This window comes from Sphingobium sp. TomTYG75 (genome assembly GCF_054771635.1).
This window is the reverse complement of record NZ_BSRE01000002.1, coordinates 587,688-607,615: the sequence shown is the minus strand read 5'-3', so window position 1 is coordinate 607,615 and position 19,928 is coordinate 587,688. Positions and strand designations below refer to the sequence as shown.

Sequence of the window (19,928 nt, the reverse complement as noted above, 5' to 3'; positions counted from 1 at the left end):
GATGGCATCATCTGCTGGCTCGGAAAATGCGGAAAACAAAAGACAAATAGAGCATGATCCGATCCAATCTGATCGGATCATGCTCGAGCCGGAAGCATCGTATTAAAGCCCCTTTTCCGTCACCCCGGGCTTGACCCGGGGTCCCGCTGCTTGGACAGCGTCAGATAAAGCGGGACCCCGGATCAAGTCCGGGGTGACGATCCCTTGAGCATGATCAGACTGTAGAGCGCGCTGCGTTTAATCGGACGCAGATCGCGCGCTCTAGTTTTTTGTTATCGCATCGTTTTAAGCGCAAAACCGGTTCCCACTTTTGCGCACGATGCTCTCAACATCCACGGCAGGCCTTTACCCGCCGCTATCGTCCGCCAATCAACGCACGCGCTTCGGCCGATCCCTCAAGCAAACGGTTGACGCGCCGCGCCACCTTCCATTCCGTGCCGACCCTCACGAGGTGCCAGCTATTGGCGGAGGCGCGATGGGCTTCCCAACTATCGCCCGTCTTGCGGAAGACGACGGAATAGGTCCGGGCGGTTGCCCTGTCGCCGTCCAGATCGATGACCGGCGGGCTAAGGACATGGGCGGCGCCGCCATGGATCAAGCTCTGGTGGCTTTCACCCTCGAGCAAAGCCTGGATCGCGGCACGGCCCGTGTAGCTGCCGAACCCGCCGACTTCGTAGACGCCATCCTCGGCCCACAAAGCGGCGGCACCCGCGCAATCACCTGCGTCTGCCAGCGGGCCATAGCTTGCGATCAGGTCGCGTATCGCCTCCCGGTCTTCAAGGATGGCGATACGCGCGGCGAGATCGGCCGAGGCGGTCAGAGCTTTACGACCTTGCATTGCGGCACCGGATGCTCGTCAGCCTCAATCCAGCGCCAAAGGCCGGTGCCCTTGCGGTGACCCGACAGGTCGATCCAGTTGCCGTAGCCCGGGTCCTTGTCGGCGCAGACAAGGATGACGCTGCCATCATCCTCATATTTGGCCTGCGCGCCGTTGACCCACACCTTGCGGTTCACATGGTCCATGGATTCCATCCACCAATTGTCGATCTGGAAGTTCCAGAAGCGGCAGCGGGGCGGCTTGGCTGTGATGACCAGCGCTTCATCAGGCGCAAGGTCGTAATAGATGTGACCATACCAGATTTTCGGGTCGCCCCCGGCGCGCTGGTAAAAAGGCTGTTCCTTGCCATCATAGATGCGGTTGGGCTGTTCCATGAACCATTGCGACCAGTCCGCGAAGGTGTTCGCTGTTCCGCGCACCCATGCGGCAGCGCCGTTCAACTGCGCCTCGATCGTTTCGGGCGCTAATATGACGGGGACGGCAGGCCCCTCGCTGATCCGTTCGATATGCACATCCGCCGCGACTTCAGCACGCTTGTCATTGAAGGTCTGACGGATGATCAGCAGCGTCGTGTCGTCCGCCATCGGCAGCCAGTTGCCGGGCTTTTGCGTCTTGCTGACGATAATCTCGAAGCTGCCATCCGGCCCGACCTGCATGTCGGCAAGTTCGATCTCCCCCGTGGAGGCCATCGTGCCGTCGATCGCGTAACGGTTTGCCTTCGACCCGATGGAAAAATAGGGCACGCTGTTCCGCTTGCCGGTGATGCGATAGTCGCGATCACCCCGGACGACGATTTGCTGATAGAGATTGTCCGGATTATCGGCCCCAATCTTGATCGCGTCATCGGTCAGCAGGAAAATGCGCGGAAAATCCGGATCGCTGGAATCGACCAGCATATTGAGAGCCGACCGCGTGAGCCGGGAAAGATAACGCAATCCCTCCGCCTGATCGATCGCGGTGCCGGGCGCGCTGGGGCGGTCCAGAACGTCGCCCGCTTGTGCCAGTTGGTCGCAGAAAGTCCGCCAGACTGCCGACAACCGCAATTCTCCACCTTCCTGTCCGGTCACCATACTCTCCTATATGCGTATTAGATGGATTGGTTTACGCCATTTTCAGGCGCTGATATGGAGATTGTCTCACATAAATGCGTAACATGAAAGGGGTTGAGGAATGACGGCATTAGCCTTCAGTTTCACCAAGATCATCGTTAAGGATCTTGCCGCTGCCGAACGCTTCTACACTCAGCTGTTCGGCCTTGAGGTGGTGGGGTATATCAATCTTGGCGAAGGCGAAGCGTTGATGAACGAGGTGATCCTCAAGACTGCTGGCGCTCAGCCGCCCGCGCCCAACTTCATTCTGGTCAGCTATCCCAACCGGAATTGCCCCGCCACCGGAGAGGCGACAACGGGGTTCGTGGTGGATGATCTTCACGCGACCCTGGCGGTTGCGACCGCCGCCGGTGCGACGATCGAACTCGGTGCGACCGACGTACCCGAACATGGTTTGCAGATGGCCTATATCCTCGACCCCCAAGGCCACAGGGTTGAGTTGCTACAGATGCTGAACGCCTAGGATGTGTGGGGATTCAGCCCATGACGGCCTGCAAATGGCGACTTTCTGCGCTTCCGGTGCTCACGTACTGAAGTACGCTGCGCGCCGGTTCTCGAAATTCACCATTTTCGCCTCGCCCTGAACTGAATCCCCACACATCCTAAAGCATGGTCGGGTTTGAATGATCGTCACCCCGGACTTGATCCGGGGTCCCGCTACCTCAGCAGCGTCGGAAAAGAAGCGGGACCCCGGGTCGAGCCCGGGGTGACGGAAGGGAGTAGGATGCCCCTCAATCACATTTCGTGGTCGATGACGGCGCGGGTCACTTCCCCCGCCTTCAGCGCGGCGATGGCATCGTTGATCTGATCGAGCGGCCAGATGCCGCTGATCTGGTCGGCGATGTTCAACCGGCCGTCCCGCGCCTGTGCGATGAGTTCGGGATAATCGCGGTCGGGCACCGCGCCGCCGTTCATTGTCGCGATCACCTCGCCGCCCATGACGAAGCTGCCGAGCGGGAGCGCCGCTTCCGCGCCGGGGCGTGACATGCCGATCAGCACCACGCGTCCCCCGCGCTTCGTGCAGCGCAAGGCGGTATTGATCGCGCCGACCGCGCCGCTGCATTCCACCACCACATCGATAGGGCCATATTTGCCAGCCAAAGCGGCGGCGGCCGTTTCGCTGTCCTGTGTGGGGTCTGCGAGGACAAAGTCGGTCGCGCCGAATTGCCGCGCCGTCGCTTCCTTCGCGGGATTGGCGTCGACAGCGATTACATGGGCGCCGTTCCGGGCGGCGCCCTGAATGGCGTTGACGCCGATGCCGCCGACACCAAAAATGGCCACGGTGTCCCCGGCGCGCACGCGGCCCAGAACGCGGGCGGCGCAGACACCGGTCGATACCGCGCACCCGATCAGCGCGCCTTGGTCCAACGGCAGGTCATCGATGGCGAACAGCTGCGATGCCTTCACCACGATTTCGCTAGCGAAGGAGGAGACGTTGGCAAAGGACGCAACGGGCTTTCCATCCAGCGTGAAGGGGAAGCCCGGCGCAAAGCCCCAATTAATGTCGCAATTATGCGGTTCGCCACGCTGGCACTCACGGCACTTTCCGCAAGGCGTTTGCGTACCCACGCAGACATGATCGCCCACGGCCCAGCCTTCGACGCCAGCACCCAGCTCCGCAATCTCTCCGGCCGCTTCATGGCCCAGGACGACCGGCAAGTTAGGCAGATGCGGGGTCAGCATCGCGATGTCGCTATGACAGATGCCCGACCGCAGCACGCGGACGCGCACCTCGCCCGGACCGACAGGGCGAAGCGTCAACTGGTCGCTGACGAATAGCGACTGTCCATCCCAGACCGCGGCCCTCATGCGCTCAACCCCGCCAGCAGGGGATATCGGAAGGAGGGATCATCCCGATCCGCGCGGCCATTGGGTGCGTCCTTGCTCATGCGTTCAAAAGCCTCTTCATCAACCGGCACGATCGATCCATGATCGAACACCAGGCTGCGATATATGAATTTCCATTCGCCATCCCGCCGTTCATATCGATCGAGATAGCGGCCAAGGGCGATGAACAGCTTTGCGCCCGGCCCGTGGGTCCGGTGCCATGCCTCCACATAATGTTCACCTTCGGCATGGTCGCCATCGATCACGAACAGGCTGTTCGTAATATTGTGGCGAGTGAGGTCCCAATGCGCGGTGATTTCGGGTAGCCAGGCAACGAAGTCGTCGGGACCTCCCTGAAACATTGCCCCGTGATCGTCGATCGCGTCATCATGATACAGCGTTCGCACCAAGGCGAAGTCGCGGCGATCACATCCACGGCAGTAGCGCATGACCAGATCATGTAGTGCAATCCGGTCGAGCAATGGCTGCGACATCTATCTCTCCATTACCGGGCGGTTGCCGGCATATTATCGTCAAGTGAGCGGAATAGCCGCCCTCCATCCTATAAGGAAGGCGCAAAAGAGCCTGTCTGCTGTTTTCGCGACAGGGCGACTGGCCGTCCAAATGATTTGGCGATGGGTCGTAAATCGCCTATAAACCATCCAACCCCGCCGAAGAAAATGGGGAAGAGGATGGAACCTGACAGCTCGGTATTTCTGCTCTGTCCATTTCGATTGCTGTGCCTGGCCAGCGGCCTGTCCGCGCTAGTGGGATTCAGCGTCATCCTTCTGCTGACATAATTTCATTTCCGATTCCGCGTCGGAAAAAACTTGCCTTCCGCCTGCGGCAAACTTTAAGTCATCGCTTCGAAGCCCAGACGGTAGGATTTCCATGACAGAGCCAAAGGGGTCGTTGGCCGATGCGGTCGATGCAGAGCCCTTTCCCGACGACGCGATTGGCGAAGGGGCAAGCCGCCCGAAGCGGCGGAGGCTGGGCCTGGTTTTGGGCATTGCGGGCGTGGTTGTTCTTATAGCCGGTGTGTTCTGGTTTGCCCGATACGAGCTGTACGGCAAATATCAGCAAAGCACGCAGGACGCCTATTTGCAGGCCGACAGCGTCACCGTTTCGGCGCGGGTGTCCGGTTACGTCAGTGAAGTGCTGGTCAATGAAAATCAGGATGTGAAGCCCGGCCAGCCATTGTTGCGGATCGAGGCGCCCGATTATCCGGCGCAGGCGGCGCAGGGGCAGGCGCAGATCAATCTGGCGCAGGCGAACGCCGCCAATGCGGAAGCGATGATCGGGGAACAGGAAGCGGCGATCGAGCAGGCGCGGGCGATGCTGGCGGCGGCGCAGACGAAGGCGCGGTACGCAGCGTCCGAAGTTGTGCGATACAGTCCGCTCGCGGCGAGTGGCGCGGAACCCGCTGAAAAGCTGGCGACGCTTCGCACCCAGGCGGCGCAGGCGGCGCAGGATGTGGCGGCGCAGAAAGCATCGACGCAGGGCGCGGAGCGGCGGATCGCCAGCCTGCGCGCCCAGATCGCCCAGGCGAAAGCGCAAGGCCAGAGCGCACGCGCCCAGCTGGACGCGGCGCAGCGCAACGTCCGGGACATGGTGATACGCGCCAGCATCGCGGGGCGGGTGGGCGATCTTTCGGCGCGCATCGGCCAGTTCGTGCAGCCCGGCCTGCGCCTGATGTCGGTCGTGCCGGTGGAGCAGCTTTATCTGGAAGCGAATTTCAAGGAAACGCAGCTGGGCCTGATGCGTCAGGGGCAACCGGCGGAGATCGATGTGGACGCCTTGCCGGGGGTGACGCTGCATGGCCATGTCGCCAGCCTTGCGCCTGGCACTGGAGCGCAATTTTCGCTGCTGCCGCCGCAAAATGCGACCGGCAACTTCACCAAGATCGTGCAGCGGGTGCCCGTGCGCATCGCCATAGATGCCGACCCGTCGATCAAGAAGCTGCTGCTGCCCGGCATGTCGGTGGAGGTTTCGGTGGACACCCGGTCGGCCCGCGAAGAAGTGGAACGGCTGAAGAATAACAAGCAGGTCCGGTCGGAAGCCGCGAAGTGACCGCAAGCCAGCCTGAGACAGCCGAGCGCGCAAGCGTCGCGGACTGGCTCGCGGTGGCGGCTGGCACGCTGGGTGCGATGATGGCGATGCTCGACATTTCCATCGTCAATTCCGCCCTGCCGATCATCCAGGGCGAAATCGGCGCCAGCGGGACGGAAGGAACCTGGATCGCGACGTCGTTCATCGTCGCGGAAATCATCATCATTCCCTTGGCGGGCTGGTTGCAGCGGCTTCTGGGGCTGCGTAACTTCCTCCTCATCGCCACCGTGGGCTTTGTGGGCTTTTCCATGATCTGCGGCATGGCGCAGACATTGCCGGTCATGATCGGGGGGCGGATCGGTCAGGGCATTACGGGCGGGGCGCTGATCCCCACGGCGATGACCATCATCGCGACGCGATTGCCGCGTCATCAGCAAGCTGTGGGCAATTCCCTCTTTGGCGCGACCGCGATCCTGGGGCCTATCATGGGGCCGGTGCTGGGGGGATGGCTGACCGAGAATATCAGTTGGCACTATGCCTTCTTCCTCAACCTGCCGGTGGGGCTTGCTCTGCTGCTGCTGCTGCTGGTCGCGCTTCCCTATGAGCGGCCGCGCCTTGACCTTATCGGCGAGGCGGACTGGCTGGGCGTGTTCGGCCTTATCCTGGGGCTGGGCGGGCTTACCGTCGTGCTGGAGGAGGGCGAGCGGGAGCAGTGGTTCGAGTCATCGACGATCATATGGCTGACCATCACGGCCGTGGCCGGGTTCGCCATGCTGCTGGCCGGGCAGTTGCTGGCGAAACGGCCGGTGATCCGGTTGCGCCTGTTGCTGGACCGGCAGTTTGGCGCGGTGTTCATCATGGCGATGATGATCGGCATGGTGATCTACGGCACATCCTATGTGATCCCGCAGTTCCTCACGCTGATCGCAGGCTATAATGCGCTGCAGTCGGGGCAGATCGTGCTGCTGTCGGGCGTACCGATGGTGCTGATGATGCCGTTCATGCCATGGGCGATCCGCACCGTGCCGATCCATCTTTCGGTCCTGATCGGATTGGTCCTGCTGATCCTCAGCACCTATATGGAAACATCACTGACGTCGGTGTCCACGGGTGCCGATTTCGTCGATTCCCAGTTGATGCGCGGCGTCGGCACCATCTGCGTCATGATGTTCCTGAACCAGGCGGCAATCCGTTCCGTGCCGATGTCTTTGGCAGCCGATGCGTCGGGCCTTTACAACGCCGCGCGCAATCTGGGCGGCTCCTTCGCGCTGGCGGGCATCGCGGTGGTGCAGGACCAGCGGCTGTGGCTTCATGCGCGCCGGATGGAGGAGAATCTGGCGGCCAATGGCCTTGACCTTCAACATTATGTCGATGCGCAGGCACTCGCGCTGGGCGGCCGGGATGCGGCATTGCGCGTGATCGAACAGGGCATTCAGACGCAGGCGCTCACCATGACCTTTATCGACCTGTTCTGGATGCTGATCATCGCCATCCTGTGCACCGCCCCGCTCGTCTTCTTCCTCCGCCCGCTGCCACAGCATGCCGCACCAGTGGCCGCTCATTGAGATTGTCGATGCGTAACCGATCCGCCTTTGCCTTTGCCTTGCTCCTGACCACGGCCTGCACCGCTGGCCCCGATTATCGCGGCCCTGCGGACGTGGCCCCTGCCCCACCGTCGCACTTCGTCCGGGGAGACGCCGGGTCCGGGCCAGTGGAAGCGGCCGCGCCATGGTGGACTAGCCTTGGCGATCCGGTGCTGAACCAGTTGATGGACCGGGCGCTGGCCGGGAACCCGCGCCTGGACGCGGCAGCGGCGCGCATCCGGCAGGCGCGCGCGGCCCTGCGCCAAAAGAGGGCGGAAGAGCTGCCAACGGTCAACGGCTCAGTCATCTATGCCAAGGCGCGCTTGCCCGGACAGTCGGAGGATGGGAGCGCCACCACGCTCGACCTGTACAATGTCGGTTTCGACGCAAGTTGGGAACTGGATCTTTTCGGCGGCAGCCGCCGCGCCGTCGAGGCGACGCGGGCCGATGTCGCGGTGAGCGAGGCCGGGCTGGACGACGCCCGCGTCAGCCTGTCGGCGGAAGTCGCGCAAAGCTATGTCGAGCTACGCGATCGGCAGCAGCGCCTGTCTCTGGGTGTCGAGGCGTTGGCTTTGCAGGATGAGGAGGTCGCCCTCACCCGGCAACGTTTTGAACGGGGCACGATTGCGCGAGGCGAGTTGCTGCAACAGGAGTCCGACCGGGATCGAGCGCGCGCGCAGTTGGCGCCGATGCGGGCCGAGATCGACGCGCTGAAGGACAAGCTGGCGGTGCTGACCGGCGCGGTGCCAGGGACATTGGACGGCTTGCTCGATCCGTCGGCTGCTTTGCCGCTGCCCCCCGCTGAGGTCGCGGTGAGTGATCCGGCCGCCCTGTTGCAGCGCCGTCCCGACATAAGGGCGGCGGAACGCAAGCTGGCCGCCCAGACCGCACGGATCGGCGTGGCGGATGCGGCGCGCTTTCCGCACATCAGCTTCCTGGGGCTTATCGGGCTGGGCGGATCGTCGCCGGAGGATCTGGTCGATCTGGACAAGTTCACGGTGGCGGCGGTGCCGCGCATCAGCTGGTCTTTCCTGGATTTCGGAAAAGCCCGCGCGCGGATCGATGCCGCGGAGGCGCAGCGGGATGAGGCAGCGGCGGATTATCGCGCGGCGGTGCTGAACGCGTTGCAGGATGCCGAGGGTTCGCTGGCGCTTTTTCAGCGGCAGCGGGAGAGCCTGGCCGATCTGGCGCGGGCCGAACGGCAGGCGGCAATGGGAGCGGAGCTGGCGCGGCAGCGGAGTCAGGCGGGGACGATTTCGGGAATAGACTATTTGAAGCAACGGCGTCTGGTCTTGGCGGCTTCGCAGGCGAGGGTTCAGGCGGCGGCGGGGCTGACGGTCAGCTTTATCAATGTGCAGAAGGCGCTGGGGCTTGGGTGGCAGGGGATGAGTAACCGCTGAGGCGAGTTCATCACGGATAGAAATAAAATAGGAGAGGCAGGATGAGCGCGGATTTGGCCATGGGTTGCCGCCGTCTGGTGGACAAGGTCGTCGTCGTTGCGGGCGCGTCCACCGGCATCGGGCGGGGGACCGCTTTGCGGCTGGCGGCGGAGGGCGCGACCCTGATCGTCGCAGCGCCGGGCAGTCAAAAGGACAAAATCGACAGCCTGGTCGATGAGATCGGCGCGATGGGCAGCCGCGCAACCGGATGCGCGTTCGATGCGACCGATGACTCGTCGATCGCGGCGCTGATCGATATGGCCGCGAGGACCTATGGCGGGATCGACGGGGTGCATGCCAATTTCGCTGACCTGCAAATCCTGTTTTCCGACAGCGACGCGCTGACCGTGACCGACGAGGTGATGGAGCGCACATTGGATGTCAATTTGAAGGGCATGATGCGGATCACGCGCCATGCCCTGCCCAAGCTGCTGGAGCGCGGCGGCGGGGCCATGATCTATACCTCATCGGGCGCGGCGATCGCGGGGGAGCCGGTGCGCCCCTGTTATGCGATGGCGAAGGCCGGGATCAACGCGCTGGTGCGTCATGTCGCCAGCGGCTGGGGCAAGCAGGGTATTCGCGCCAATGCCATCATGCCGGGGTTGGTGATCACGCCCGAGCTTCGCGCCACGATGCCGACGGATTTCCAGCAGCAGGTGCTGGAGGAAGGGCGGTCTCCGCGCCTTGGGCTGGTGGAGGATATTGCGGCAATGGTCGCGTTGTTGGCGAGCCGGGACGGTGAGTGGATCTGCGGTCAGTGCATCGCGGTGGATGGTGGATCGACGATTAGTTAGGGGGGCGTCTTTTAGAGCGCGCTGCGTTAAATCGGCACCACCTCCCTTTACCGCTCGCCCTGAGCCTGTTGAACCGAAGGTCAGCGAAGCCAACGGCTTCACTTCTTAGAAAGTAGAGGGCTTCGACAAGCTCAGCCCGAACGGGGTTGAGGGATTCAGATAAAAGGCACGCCGCTCTAGTTGTCCATTTGACCCGGTTCGGGCTGAGCAGTGCAAGGCAGTTCTTTAGTAAAGGTGGCTTGCGCACATTGATCCTCCCCATCGTGAGATGGGGAGGGGGACCGTTCGCGAAGCGAATGGTGGAGGGGAAATCTCACAGGTCGTGCCATTTTCCCCTCCACCAGCCTGCGGCTGGTCCCCCTCCCCGCGCTTCGCGCGGGGAGGATTTTTAGGTCTGATCAGAAGGCGATCTTGGCATCCACGCCGTAGGAGGTGGGCTTGTTGAACGTCGCACCGGCGAAGCCCAGGGCGCCGAAGTCGATGCCGTAGACCAGCCGCTTCTGGTTCAACAGATTGTCGCCCCAGATGCCCACGTCGAGCTTGCCGCCGCCAAGATCGAAGCCTTCGACAGACAGACGCGCCTTTACGTTGGTCTGGCTGGGCGAAACGATCTGTTCGTTGAACGGCGCCGTGTTGTCGAGCGCGTTGAAGTAGATCTTCGTGCGATAGGAATAGTCGCCACGCAGACGCACGAGCGTGTCACCCCCGCCGATCGGGTGCGAATATTCAGCGCCGACATGGACGTTCCACTTTGGCGTGTAGAGCGGCCGTGCTTCGTCAGCAACGTCCACCACCGTGTTGGTGCCCGGATCGCGGAACAGGAAGGTCTTATAGTCATGTTTCACATAACCGACCGAGCCGTCGATCTGGAAGCCCCGGAAGGGAGCCGCCGTCAGTTCCGCTTCGAAGCCCGACAGGCGAACCTTACCCGCGTTGACGATCAGCGAGGTGGCGCCGCCGCTGCCCGCGGCGAACTGCTGGACCTGCAGATCGTTATAGTCGGTGATGTAGCCAGCGACGTTCAGGCGCAGGCGGTTATTGAACCATTGCGACTTGAAGCCTGCTTCATAAGACGTCGCCTTTTCAGGATCGAAGCCGTTGATGCTGCCACCGCGCGGGTTGATGCCGCCCGAGCGATAGCCGGTCGATACGCGGCCATAGAGCATGACATCGTCCATCACCTCATAGCTGACCGACGCCAGCCAGGAGAAGTTGTCGAAGCTGCGGCGGCCACGCTGCACGGGGAAGACGTCACCGGCCAGATAGATGGTCTTGTCGTCGGCGGTGTGACGGCCGCCCAGCGTGACTTCCAGCTTGTCGTCGAGCGAGGACGGCTTCCAGCTAACCTGGCCGAACAGGGCCATCGACTGTGACGTGCCGCCGAATGCCTGAACGGGGGTGGCGTTGATGCCGACGGTCGCGAGGCCCGGATTGGCCGCCGCCACGGCTGCCGCAGTGCCGGCCGGGAGGCCGTAGAAATCAAGCGCAGCCACCGGCGCCAAAATCGTCAGAGCCTGCTGGTTATATTCCGACGACTTTTCGTAGAAATAATACATGCCGAGCAGGTAGCTGAGGTCGCCGACCTTGCCGAGCGCCTGGAATTCCTGGCTGAACTGCCACTGCTTCTGCGGGGCATTGTTGCCGGTATAGGGGACAACATCCTGAACAGATACAAGCGTGGGTGAGTTGAAGTCGATTACTGGCCCGCGCAGCACGCCATTGCCCGACAAGTTCAGGATCGTGTCCTGGAAGAACTTCCGGTAGCCGGTGATCGACTTGACCGTCAGCTCAGGAATAGCTTCATAGCTGAGGGTCAACCCGTGGCCCTGAACGCGCGTCTTGCTGCCGTAGCGGAAGTTGCCGTTGCGGTCGGTGAAGCCCGCCTGCTGAACCGTGCCCTGACGATCGGGGCTGACGAGGAAGGGCGCGCCGCCGAAGCTGGGCGACTGCGAATAATAGTCCTGCGCGGTCGGCGTGGCCGCCACGATCTGGAAGAAGGCAGGCGTGCCCTTGCGATTGTCGTAGTCGAAGCTGTAATTGACCGTCAGGTCGCCCAGATCCGCCTGCAAACCGATGGCAACCGAGTCAGCATTCAGTGAGCCGGGGTCCTGCGAGGCCGGGGTGAGCGTGTTGTTCACATAGCCGTCGCCCTGGCGATGCTGATAGGCGATCGACGCCTTGAGCACGTCGCCCAGAATATAGCCGGTGTCCAGACGCGCGCGGGCATACCATTCATTGAAGCGGCCGTAGCCCGCCTTCGCGGTGACATGCATGTCGTTGGCAGGCTTCTTGGTGATCAGCTGGAGCGCGCCGCCGATGGTGTTGCGGCCGAACAGCGTGCCCTGGGGGCCGCGCAACACTTCGATCCGTTCCAGATCGATAAGGTCGAACACGGCACCGGCGGCACGGGCGAGGTAAACGCCGTCGAGATAGACGCCCACGCCCTGTTCAGACACGGCCGAAGGTTCGTTGTTGCCGATGCCGCGAATGTAGATGGTCGCGGCCGAAAGGCTGGACGGCTGCTGTTCGATCGTGATGTTCGGCGCGAAATTGGGGACATCGGTCGGGTCAGAGATGTTCTGCCGTTCGATGAAGTCGCCGCTGAGCGCGGTAACGGCGACAGGGACGTTCTGCAGCGTTTCCGCGGAACGGCGCGCAGTTACGACGATGTCACCGAGAGTGGTCGATGGTTCCTGCGCGGCGCTTTGTTCCTGAGCGTTCGCCGAAACCGAAAACGGCACCAAAATTGCGGTAACCCCCGCAAGCAATATGGACTTCATACATCCTCCCAAACACATGCTGCTCTTAGTCAACAGTCCCGGTCTTTATCGTTATCTGCATGCGCCACACGGGAAAAAGCGCCTGTTGACCCCGAACATGGATAAACATGTCCGATGCAGCTCCGTTAGTCGCAATTATCGCTTACATCAAGGATGATTGCGTCAATCTGCGTATTATCTGACGTTTATATCTACGCTGTTGCACATTTGCACACCGGCAATCTTAGCGCCTAACGAGGGGCGGAATGGCCGCCCGGCAACTGCGCGGCCGGAGTTGCGACATGGCGGAGCAGCAGCGCTTGAGTGGAAAGACCGTACGGAATGGCGGCCTGGGCTTGGCATCCCGGCAGCCACAGGACGGCTTTTGCCGGAAAGGCGAGGTCGGTCCAGTTGGTCGTAAAATCGATCGAAACGCCGGGCATGTCCTTGGCGAATCCCTCCGCCCACTTCATCACCGTTAAGCGCAGATCGACGCCTTCGGAGGAATTTTGAACGAGCAAGGCGGTTCGGCGGCCGTCGGTTCCGGCGGGGTCTCCGGGGGAAAGGATGACTTCTTCGACCCCAGCCGAGGCGATGAGGGGCCGGTTCATGAAGCGTTCCTCATCAGCGGCCATGATCTTTCCCACTGGTCCGGCCATGAGTGCCGCCGCTGCCTCTATATCGTCGGCCCAGAATTCGCTGATCGTGTCCCAGCCGAATGACTGGTCTGCGGTGACGTGGTTGCGGGCGTAGGCAGAGAAGGGGAAATAGCTGATCGCCAGCGGAGCGTGATTTTCCTCATAATAAAGCTGGAAATCTTCGCGAGTGGTGCCCGGCTTATGTGCGAGGGCACAGATGGACTTGGTCATGCGGCGGCACTCTTTGCAGAAAGGGCTGTGACAATTTGCTCTGCGGCGGCGTAGGGATCAAGCTGCCGCGTTTCGACCTGATCGAGTATGGTCTCGCCGCATAGCGCCATTGCACGGGATGCGAGGGCGTCGCGGACTAGCGAGAAGACCTGTTCCCTCGCGCGCAGGCGGCTGCGCGCGGTGAAATCCCCATGTTCTTGCAGGAAGTCGCGATGGGTGGCGATGGCGTCGGCGATGGCGTCCGCCCCCTCCCCTCTTGCGGCGACGGCGCGTAGTAGTGGCACGTCCCAGCGCTGGTCCGTGACGGTTTGGGCGCGCAGGTGGAGCATCAGTTCCATCTGGCGGTGGGTGGCGTCATAGCCGTCGCGGTCGGCTTTATTGACGACGAAGATGTCGCCTGCCTCCATAAGGCCCGCCTTCACCGCCTGGATTTCGTCGCCGAGGCCCGGAACCGCGACGATGACGGTGGTGTGGGCGAGGTTCACGACGTCGATTTCGTCCTGCCCTACTCCCACGGTTTCGACCAGGACGATGTCATAGCCCATGGCGTCGAAGACGAGGCACGCATCATGGGTGGAGCGGGACAGGCCGCCTGCCTGCCCCCGCGTACCGAGGGAGCGGATGAAGACGCCGGGGTCGAGCGCGTGGCGGCTCATGCGGACGCGGTCGCCGAGGATCGCGCCGCCGGTGAAGGGGCTGGACGGATCGACGGCGATGACGGCGACGCGCTGTTCGCGCTTGCGCCATTCGGCGACGAGAGCGTCGGTAAGGGTGGACTTGCCAGCGCCGGGCGGGCCGGTGACGCCGACCAGCTGGGCGCGGCCGGTGTGCGGGTAGATGGCGGCCAGCACTTGCGCGCCGCGCGGGTCGCGATCATCCAGCCAGCGGATGGCGCGTGCGCCTGCCGCGACTTCTCCGGCGAGAAGGCGGTCGGCTATGTCAGCCGCGCCCTGCGGCATCAGGCGGCGTCCTCCGCCAGTCGCTGCGCCCACCAGCTTTCGAGATAGGCGACAATGTCGCGCGTGTCGGAACCCATGGTGAAGATGCGATCGACGCCTGCGTCTTCGAGGATCGGCTTGTCCTCTTCGGGGATGACGCCGCCCGCGACCAGCAGCTTGTCGCCCGCGCCTGCTTCGCGGAGCAGGCGGGCGAGCTTGGGCAGGCTACGGGTGTGACCGGCGGACAGGGTGGAGATGCCGACGACGTCGACATCCTCCTGCACGGCGGCGGCGCAGACCATTTCGGGGGTTTGCTTGAGGCCGGTGAAGATGACCTCCATGCCCGCTTCGCGCAGGGCGTGGCCGATGACGGTGACGCCGACGGTGTGCGTGTCCATGCCGAGCTTGGCGAGCAGGACGCGCAGGGGGCGCTTGAATGTGGTCATACGCGTCAAATCCCCATCAACTGGCTGTCGGCGCTGTGGACGCCGAAGACGTCGCGCATCGCGTTGCAGATTTCGCCGTGCGTGGCGTAGAGCTTTACCGCCTCGAGGCAGGGGGGGACCATGTTGGCGCCGGTGCGGGCGGCTTCGCGGACTTTCTTGAGGGCTGCGTCGACGGCGGGCTGGTCGCGGCGGGCGCGCAGGTCGCGGACCTTGCGGATCTGCTCTTCCTCCATCGCATCGTCGAGGCGGAAGATTTCGATTTCGCGCTCCTCATCCTCGCGAGTGAGGTGGTTGACGCCGACCCATTTGCGGCGGCCCTCCTCTACGTCCTTGTTGCGCTCATATTGTTCGCGGCCGAGCGCGCGCTGGATATAACCGGTCTCGATGGCTTTCAGCGCGCCGCCCATGGCGAAGATCTTGTCCATCTCGGCGAAGGCGGCGTCCTCCATCTGCTTGGTCAGGGTCTCGACATAGTAGGAGCCTGCGAGGGGGTCGATGGTTTCGGCGACGCCGGTTTCGTGGGCGACGATATGCTGGATCGCGGCGCCGACGCGGATGGCGTTTTCGGCCGGGAGCGCGTGGGCTTCGTCATAGAGAGGGGTGGTCATCGCCTCCCCTGCCCCGCCCAGCGCGCAGGCGGTCGCCATGATGCCGAGGCGGGCGATATTGTTGAGCGGCTGCTGGAGGGTGAGCGCGATGGTGGTGGGCGAGGTCATCATGCGGATTTTCAGCGCCTCCGGCTTCGTCGCGCCATAGCGTTCCTTCATCAGCCGCGCCCAGCATTTGCGAAAGGCGCGCAGCTTGCAGACGCCTTCGAAGAAATCCATATCCACATTGACGACGAAGTGATTGATGTAGGGGGCCACCGTGTCGATATCGAGCCCGCGTTCCAGCACCGCGTCGATATGGGCGCAGGCGATGGCGAGCGAATAGGCGATCTCCTGCACCGGGTTCGCCTTGGCGGGCTGAAGCTGGGCGGAGATGATCGAGATCGGCGCCCAATTGGGATGGTTGCGGATGATATATTCGATGCAATCGGTGGCGATCCGCAATCCATGTTCAGGCGGGTATATGTAGCGGCCGACGCAGGTATATTCGATCAATATGCCGTTCACGATGTGCAGGACGAAATCCTGCGGATCGACGCCCTTCTTCTCCAGCGCGGCGATGATCATGGCGAGGTTGACCGGCTGCGGCGCGTTGCAGACGCTCATCAGATATTTGAGCTTGTCGAAAGGGAGGTCGAAGGCTTTTTCGAGGTCTTCGAGGCTGTCGAGCGCCATGCCTGCGCGGCCGACTTCGCCCTCTACGACTGGATCGTCGCTGTCATAACCGTTGGTGGTGGCGAGGTCATATTCGAGGATGAGACCGGAAAGGCCCTGATCGAGCATGTAGCGCGCGCGCTTTGCCCAGTCCTCGCCTTTGCCGAAGCCGGTGACCTGGGTCATCGTCCAGAAATCGGAGCGGTGGCCGTTGGGGCGGGTCGAGCGGGTGTAGGGATATTCGCCGGGGAAGCCGAGGTCGGCGCTATAGTCGAAGCCTACGGCGGCGAGGTCGGCGGGCGTGTAGAGCGGCTTGATCGGCCATTTTAGCGCCTGCGTGACGAAGGGGTCGCGGCGTTCTGGGCGCTGATCGAGGGCGGGGCCGCGCGTTTCCTGCTGCCAGCGCGCTTCTTCCTGCGCGATTGTGTTGGTGGCGGGGACGATGGGTCCGGTTGGGCGATTCATGACGGCACTCTCCTTGGCTTTATTGCTATCCGGTGCGGGAGAGCGGGCTCAAGGAGCGACGGGAGAATGCCGCATGATTGTCGCATTATCTCGTAATTTTTGGCGCTTTGTGATAAGTGGCTGTGATGGATGCCATATCGATCCGGCAGGCGCGGCGGAGCGCCGACATTGTGCGGCGGTCGCTTGGGCTCGATGGCGCGGTGGTCGAGATTTGCGCCTTCCCGGAAGTCCGGGAAGAGACGGTGCAGATGGTCGAGCCGCAGTCGGTTTTGATGCTGGGCCTTTCGCGGCTGCTGACTGGGTCGGAGGGGCGGAAGGCGGGTGATCCGCGCCGTCCGTTCGCGCGCATGGGGGCGCTGGCGCTGCGGCCGGCTGGGGTGCCGATGGAGTTTCATGTCGCGCAGGGCGCGTTCGATACCCTCCGCATTCGCTTTGAGGATCGGCGGATAGCGCCAGCGCTGGCGGGGATCGGTTTTGACGATGCGACGCTGAGCGCCTGTTTCGACATGCATGCGCCGCCCATTGAGGAGGCGATGCTGCGGCTGGCGGCAGAGGTCGAGCATCCCGGAAGTGACAGCGCGGATATTGGAGAGGCTCTGGTGTCGCTGATCCTGCTCGATTTGCGGCGGTTTCTCGCTCAAGCGGCGGAGCGCGCGGGGCGGCGGCGCGGCGGGCTTTCCGCGCGGGCGTTGCGGGTGGCGCTGGCGATGATCGATGCGCCTGGTGATGCACCGTCGATCGATGCGATGGCGGAGCGGTGCGGGATCAGCCGGGATCATTTCATCCGCTGCTTTCATCAGACGACGGGCATCAGTCCGGGTGCGGCGATCCGGCGGCGGAGGATCGATCGGGCGAAGGCGATGCTGACGGAGGATAAGGGGTCGATTGAGGAGGTTGCGCGGGCGTTGGGCTATGCGGGGGCGCCGTCTTTTTGCGCTGCCTTCAGGCGCGAGACTGGGCGGCCGCCTGGGGCCTGGCGGGTGTTGATGCGGTGAGGGGAGGGATATAACCTACCTCCGTTCGGGCTGAGCTATTCGAAGCCCTTCACTTCCCCTCTGACGTGAAGCCTATGAAGAAGTAGAGCCCTTCGACAAGCTCAGGGCGAACGGAGGAAAAGTGGTCTTGAACGGATGGTTCAAACCGGGAAAGAGACGTTCTAAGGACCAAGATCAATGAGCGAGATCGACTTCACCGCCACGATCATCGAATCCTGCCCTGTTTCGGGCGGGCGGTTCGAACTGGTGGAATGGCATTGGCCCGATATCGTCAGTTTCGAGCGGACCGAGCAGCAGTTGATGCTGGAAATGTCGCTCCCCCCGATGGCGGCGGATGCTTCAGCCTATTTCCCGGACATTGATCCCGAGCGTCGCTGCTTCATGGGGGCGCTGTTCGTCCGTCATCCGGGCATCGCGATCGGCGGACGATCGGAAGGGAGGCAAATCCGCGTGATCCGGTGCGTTTTCGATGAGCCGCATGGCGCGGCGATTATCGGCTCGGGCGAACCTTCGCTGCCATTCCTGCAAGGGCTGCTGAACATCCGTAACGACGCGCTGCGTAGCCTGATGCGGCTGGCGCATCGGGAGTTGATCAATCCGCTGGATCGATCAGCCGAGGCGATGGAGGCGTTTTTCCAGCTGGTGCGGGTGGAACTGGGCCGGGTGTTCCAACAGGCCGCGAGTGCTGCGACGGCGAGCCGCCTTGCCCCATGGCAGTTCCGCCGTATTCGCGAGCGGATCGAGGCGGGTGCGCCCATGCCCGGCGTTGCCGAACTTGCGGCGCTGTGCGGGATCAGTACCCGGCATTTGCATCGGCAATTCCTGGCGCTGACCGGCAAGACCATTTCGGACTATATTGAAACCTATCGTATCGAGCAGTCGAAGCTGCTGCTGGCGCGTGGTGATGTGCCGATGAAGCAGGTCGCGGAGCAAGCCGGATTTTCGCACGGGAATAGCTTTGCGCGGGCGTTTCGGCGGGCGACGGGATTGTCGCCGCGCGAATATCGGCAGCGGTCGGCGGCTTTGATGGATTGAGGGGCGCGGAGGGCTGATGCGCAGCCCTCCGCGCCCTTCCTCACCAGCGCAGTTTGAGCGAGGTAAAGCCCATGACCGGGCCGCCGAAGACGGATTCGGCGTCCTGATCCGGGTCCAGTTCGAATTCGGGAATTTGCCGCAGCCATTCCTGTAGCGAGATCATGATTTCCCGCTTGGCGAGGTGCGACCCGATGCAGCGGTGCGGCCCGAGGCCGAAGGTGACATGGTTATTGACCTTGCGATCGAGGTCGATGGTCTGCGGGTCGCTGAACGTGCGCGGGTCGCGATTGGCCACTGTGTTGGGCAGGACAACCCGATCGTTACGGCGGAACTGCACGCCCTTATACTCGCAATCGTGGGTGACGCGGCGGTAAATGTTGGAGACCGCGTTGATCCGCATCAGTTCCTCGATCGCGAGGAGGAAGGCTGATGGATCATCCAGCCGGTCGCGGAATTTCTGCCGCGCGTCCGGTGATGTCGCGAGATAGCGCCAGACATAGGTCATGGTGTTGGTGACCGTGTCGAGCCCCGCGACGAAGAGCAGGAAGCCGCAATTGATGATGTCTTGCCAAGGGAAGGGATTGCCGTCCGCGTCGCGCGACTGCACGACGGTAGAGGCGATATCCGTGCCCGGATTGCGCTCCTTCTCTCGGAAGAGTTCTTCCAGCACGTCATAGATTTCCAGCAGGTTTGCGGCGCGAATATCCGGGTCGGTGCTGCGGAAGAAGGTGTCGGAGATGCGCAGGAACTCGGGCAGGCGCTCTTCGGGCAGGCCGAACAGCTCAAGGAAAGTGCCGGTCGGGAATTTGGCTGCATAATCCTTGACGAAGTCGCAGCCACCGTTCCCAGCGAAGCCTGAGATGAGCCTTTCGGCGCGGCTTTGCAGTCCGTCAGTCATACGGCGGACGGCAAGCGGCGTGAACATGGGGGCCAGCAATTTGCGGAATACGTCATGTTGTGGCGGATCGACGCCGTTGGGCTGAAGAATTGGATAGGGTTCGAGCGGCGGGATCTGCGCCTTGTGCGTCGAGAAAATCTCGTGATTGCGATAGGCTTCGGCAATGTCGGCGTAGCGCAGGAATACCCAGTGCCCACCATTGCGCGGCGTGTAGAAGATGGGCGGCGCACCCTTTTGGATAAGGCCATGCCAGATCTGCACCGGATCGGACACGTCGGCGGGCATGTCGAAAAAGTCGAAGTCGCGGATCAGGTCTTCGGGGACATGGGTTGGCGCGGCGGGGAAATAAGTGACGGTCATGCCGCCGGTCCCTTTGCGATGCGGAGCGCGCCTTCAGGGCAATTACGCACGGCTAGCCGGACTTTTTCCTCAAGCTCCGGGGGAAATTCGGGTTGTTCTATGACGACTTTACCCTCCACCGCGTCGGTGGAAAACACCTCCGGGCACAGGTCTTCGCATCGGGCGTGCCCCTGACATTGGGCAAGATTGGCAACCACTCTCATCGAGGCAGACTCTCCTGATCTTCGTTGCCGCCTTTTACCAAATCGGTGATCGGTGGCCT

18 protein-coding genes are annotated in these 19,928 nt (G+C 62.6%); 7 read left to right on the top strand and 11 right to left on the bottom strand.

Annotated features, from left to right (window positions below):
* Positions 1–355: 355 nt before the first annotated feature.
* Positions 356–838: a nuclear transport factor 2 family protein gene (locus ACYU81_RS16405; protein WP_460988720.1), complete on the bottom strand. Its 483-nt coding sequence runs from the start codon at positions 836–838 to the stop codon at positions 356–358.
* Positions 817–1,905 (bottom strand): DUF1214 domain-containing protein, encoded by a 1,089-nt coding sequence (locus ACYU81_RS16400; protein WP_460988718.1) that lies wholly within the window; start codon positions 1,903–1,905, stop codon positions 817–819. Before ACYU81_RS16400 ends, ACYU81_RS16405 begins: the two co-directional genes overlap by 22 nt.
* Before the next feature lie 103 nt (positions 1,906–2,008).
* Here ACYU81_RS16400 and ACYU81_RS16395 point away from each other — a divergent pair, with 103 nt between their 5' ends.
* Positions 2,009–2,410, top strand: a complete 402-nt coding sequence (locus tag ACYU81_RS16395; RefSeq protein ID WP_460988716.1) for a VOC family protein — start codon at positions 2,009–2,011, stop codon at positions 2,408–2,410.
* 272 nt (positions 2,411–2,682) lie between these two features.
* Here the strand turns inward: ACYU81_RS16395 and ACYU81_RS16390 are convergent, their stop codons facing one another.
* Together ACYU81_RS16390 and ACYU81_RS16385 are read right to left on the bottom strand one after the other, a co-directional pair.
* Positions 2,683–3,756 carry an alcohol dehydrogenase catalytic domain-containing protein gene (locus tag ACYU81_RS16390; protein WP_460988714.1) on the bottom strand — a complete coding sequence of 358 codons (1,074 nt, stop codon included), beginning with the start codon at positions 3,754–3,756 and terminating at the stop codon, positions 2,683–2,685.
* Positions 3,753–4,268 carry a nuclear transport factor 2 family protein gene (locus tag ACYU81_RS16385; RefSeq protein ID WP_460988712.1) on the bottom strand — a complete coding sequence of 172 codons (516 nt, stop codon included), beginning with the start codon at positions 4,266–4,268 and terminating at the stop codon, positions 3,753–3,755. Before ACYU81_RS16385 ends, ACYU81_RS16390 begins: the two co-directional genes overlap by 4 nt.
* Before the next feature lie 397 nt (positions 4,269–4,665).
* On the opposite strand from ACYU81_RS16385, the gene ACYU81_RS16380 reads away from it, so the two are divergent.
* From ACYU81_RS16380 to ACYU81_RS16365, 4 genes are read left to right on the top strand one after another with little or no spacing between them, the layout of a single operon-like run.
* Complete coding sequence (locus tag ACYU81_RS16380) at positions 4,666–5,844, top strand: HlyD family secretion protein (protein WP_460988710.1); 1,179 nt, start codon at positions 4,666–4,668, stop codon at positions 5,842–5,844.
* The gene (locus ACYU81_RS16375) at positions 5,841–7,388 is read left to right on the top strand and encodes an MDR family MFS transporter (protein WP_460988708.1); all 1,548 of its coding nucleotides are present in this window, start codon (positions 5,841–5,843) and stop codon (positions 7,386–7,388) included. The genes ACYU81_RS16380 and ACYU81_RS16375 overlap by 4 nt, the downstream gene beginning before the upstream one ends.
* Before the next feature lie 8 nt (positions 7,389–7,396).
* Entirely contained in the window at positions 7,397–8,806 is a 1,410-nt protein-coding gene (locus ACYU81_RS16370; protein ID WP_460988706.1) for an efflux transporter outer membrane subunit, read from the top strand.
* 41 nt (positions 8,807–8,847) lie between these two features.
* Positions 8,848–9,639, top strand: coding sequence for an SDR family NAD(P)-dependent oxidoreductase (locus ACYU81_RS16365; protein WP_460988704.1), 792 nt, complete (start codon positions 8,848–8,850; stop codon positions 9,637–9,639).
* A gap of 398 nt (positions 9,640–10,037) precedes the next feature.
* Here ACYU81_RS16365 and ACYU81_RS16360 read toward each other — a convergent pair whose 3' ends face one another.
* From ACYU81_RS16360 to ACYU81_RS16340, 5 genes are all read right to left on the bottom strand, one after another.
* On the bottom strand, positions 10,038–12,419 hold the full coding sequence (locus ACYU81_RS16360) for a TonB-dependent receptor (RefSeq protein WP_460988702.1): 2,382 nt from the start codon (positions 12,417–12,419) through the stop codon (positions 10,038–10,040).
* A 230-nt stretch (positions 12,420–12,649) separates the two neighbouring features.
* Entirely contained in the window at positions 12,650–13,267 is a 618-nt protein-coding gene (locus ACYU81_RS16355) for an EthD domain-containing protein (RefSeq protein WP_460988700.1), read from the bottom strand.
* Positions 13,264–14,226: a methylmalonyl Co-A mutase-associated GTPase MeaB gene (gene meaB, locus ACYU81_RS16350; RefSeq protein WP_460988698.1), complete on the bottom strand. Its 963-nt coding sequence runs from the start codon at positions 14,224–14,226 to the stop codon at positions 13,264–13,266. The genes ACYU81_RS16355 and meaB overlap by 4 nt, the downstream gene beginning before the upstream one ends.
* Complete coding sequence (locus tag ACYU81_RS16345; RefSeq protein ID WP_460988696.1) at positions 14,226–14,651, bottom strand: cobalamin B12-binding domain-containing protein; 426 nt, start codon at positions 14,649–14,651, stop codon at positions 14,226–14,228. The genes meaB and ACYU81_RS16345 overlap by 1 nt, the downstream gene beginning before the upstream one ends.
* Positions 14,652–14,656: 5 nt before the next feature.
* The gene (locus ACYU81_RS16340) at positions 14,657–16,378 is read right to left on the bottom strand and encodes a methylmalonyl-CoA mutase family protein (protein WP_460988695.1); all 1,722 of its coding nucleotides are present in this window, start codon (positions 16,376–16,378) and stop codon (positions 14,657–14,659) included.
* Positions 16,379–16,503: 125 nt separating this feature from the next.
* On the opposite strand from ACYU81_RS16340, the gene ACYU81_RS16335 reads away from it, so the two are divergent.
* Both ACYU81_RS16335 and ACYU81_RS16330 read left to right on the top strand, forming a co-directional pair.
* A complete protein-coding gene (locus ACYU81_RS16335) occupies positions 16,504–17,373 on the top strand; it encodes a helix-turn-helix domain-containing protein (RefSeq protein ID WP_460989121.1) in 870 nt (289 codons plus the stop codon).
* Positions 17,374–17,550: 177 nt separating this feature from the next.
* Complete coding sequence (locus ACYU81_RS16330) at positions 17,551–18,408, top strand: helix-turn-helix transcriptional regulator (RefSeq protein ID WP_460988693.1); 858 nt, start codon at positions 17,551–17,553, stop codon at positions 18,406–18,408.
* A gap of 40 nt (positions 18,409–18,448) precedes the next feature.
* On the opposite strand, the gene ACYU81_RS16325 is transcribed toward ACYU81_RS16330, so the two are convergent.
* Together ACYU81_RS16325 and ACYU81_RS16320 are read right to left on the bottom strand one after the other, a co-directional pair.
* Positions 18,449–19,666, bottom strand: coding sequence for a cytochrome P450 (locus ACYU81_RS16325; protein WP_460988691.1), 1,218 nt, complete (start codon positions 19,664–19,666; stop codon positions 18,449–18,451).
* Positions 19,663–19,869, bottom strand: coding sequence for a ferredoxin (locus ACYU81_RS16320; protein ID WP_460988689.1), 207 nt, complete (start codon positions 19,867–19,869; stop codon positions 19,663–19,665). The genes ACYU81_RS16325 and ACYU81_RS16320 overlap by 4 nt, the downstream gene beginning before the upstream one ends.
* Positions 19,870–19,928 lie beyond the last annotated feature (59 nt).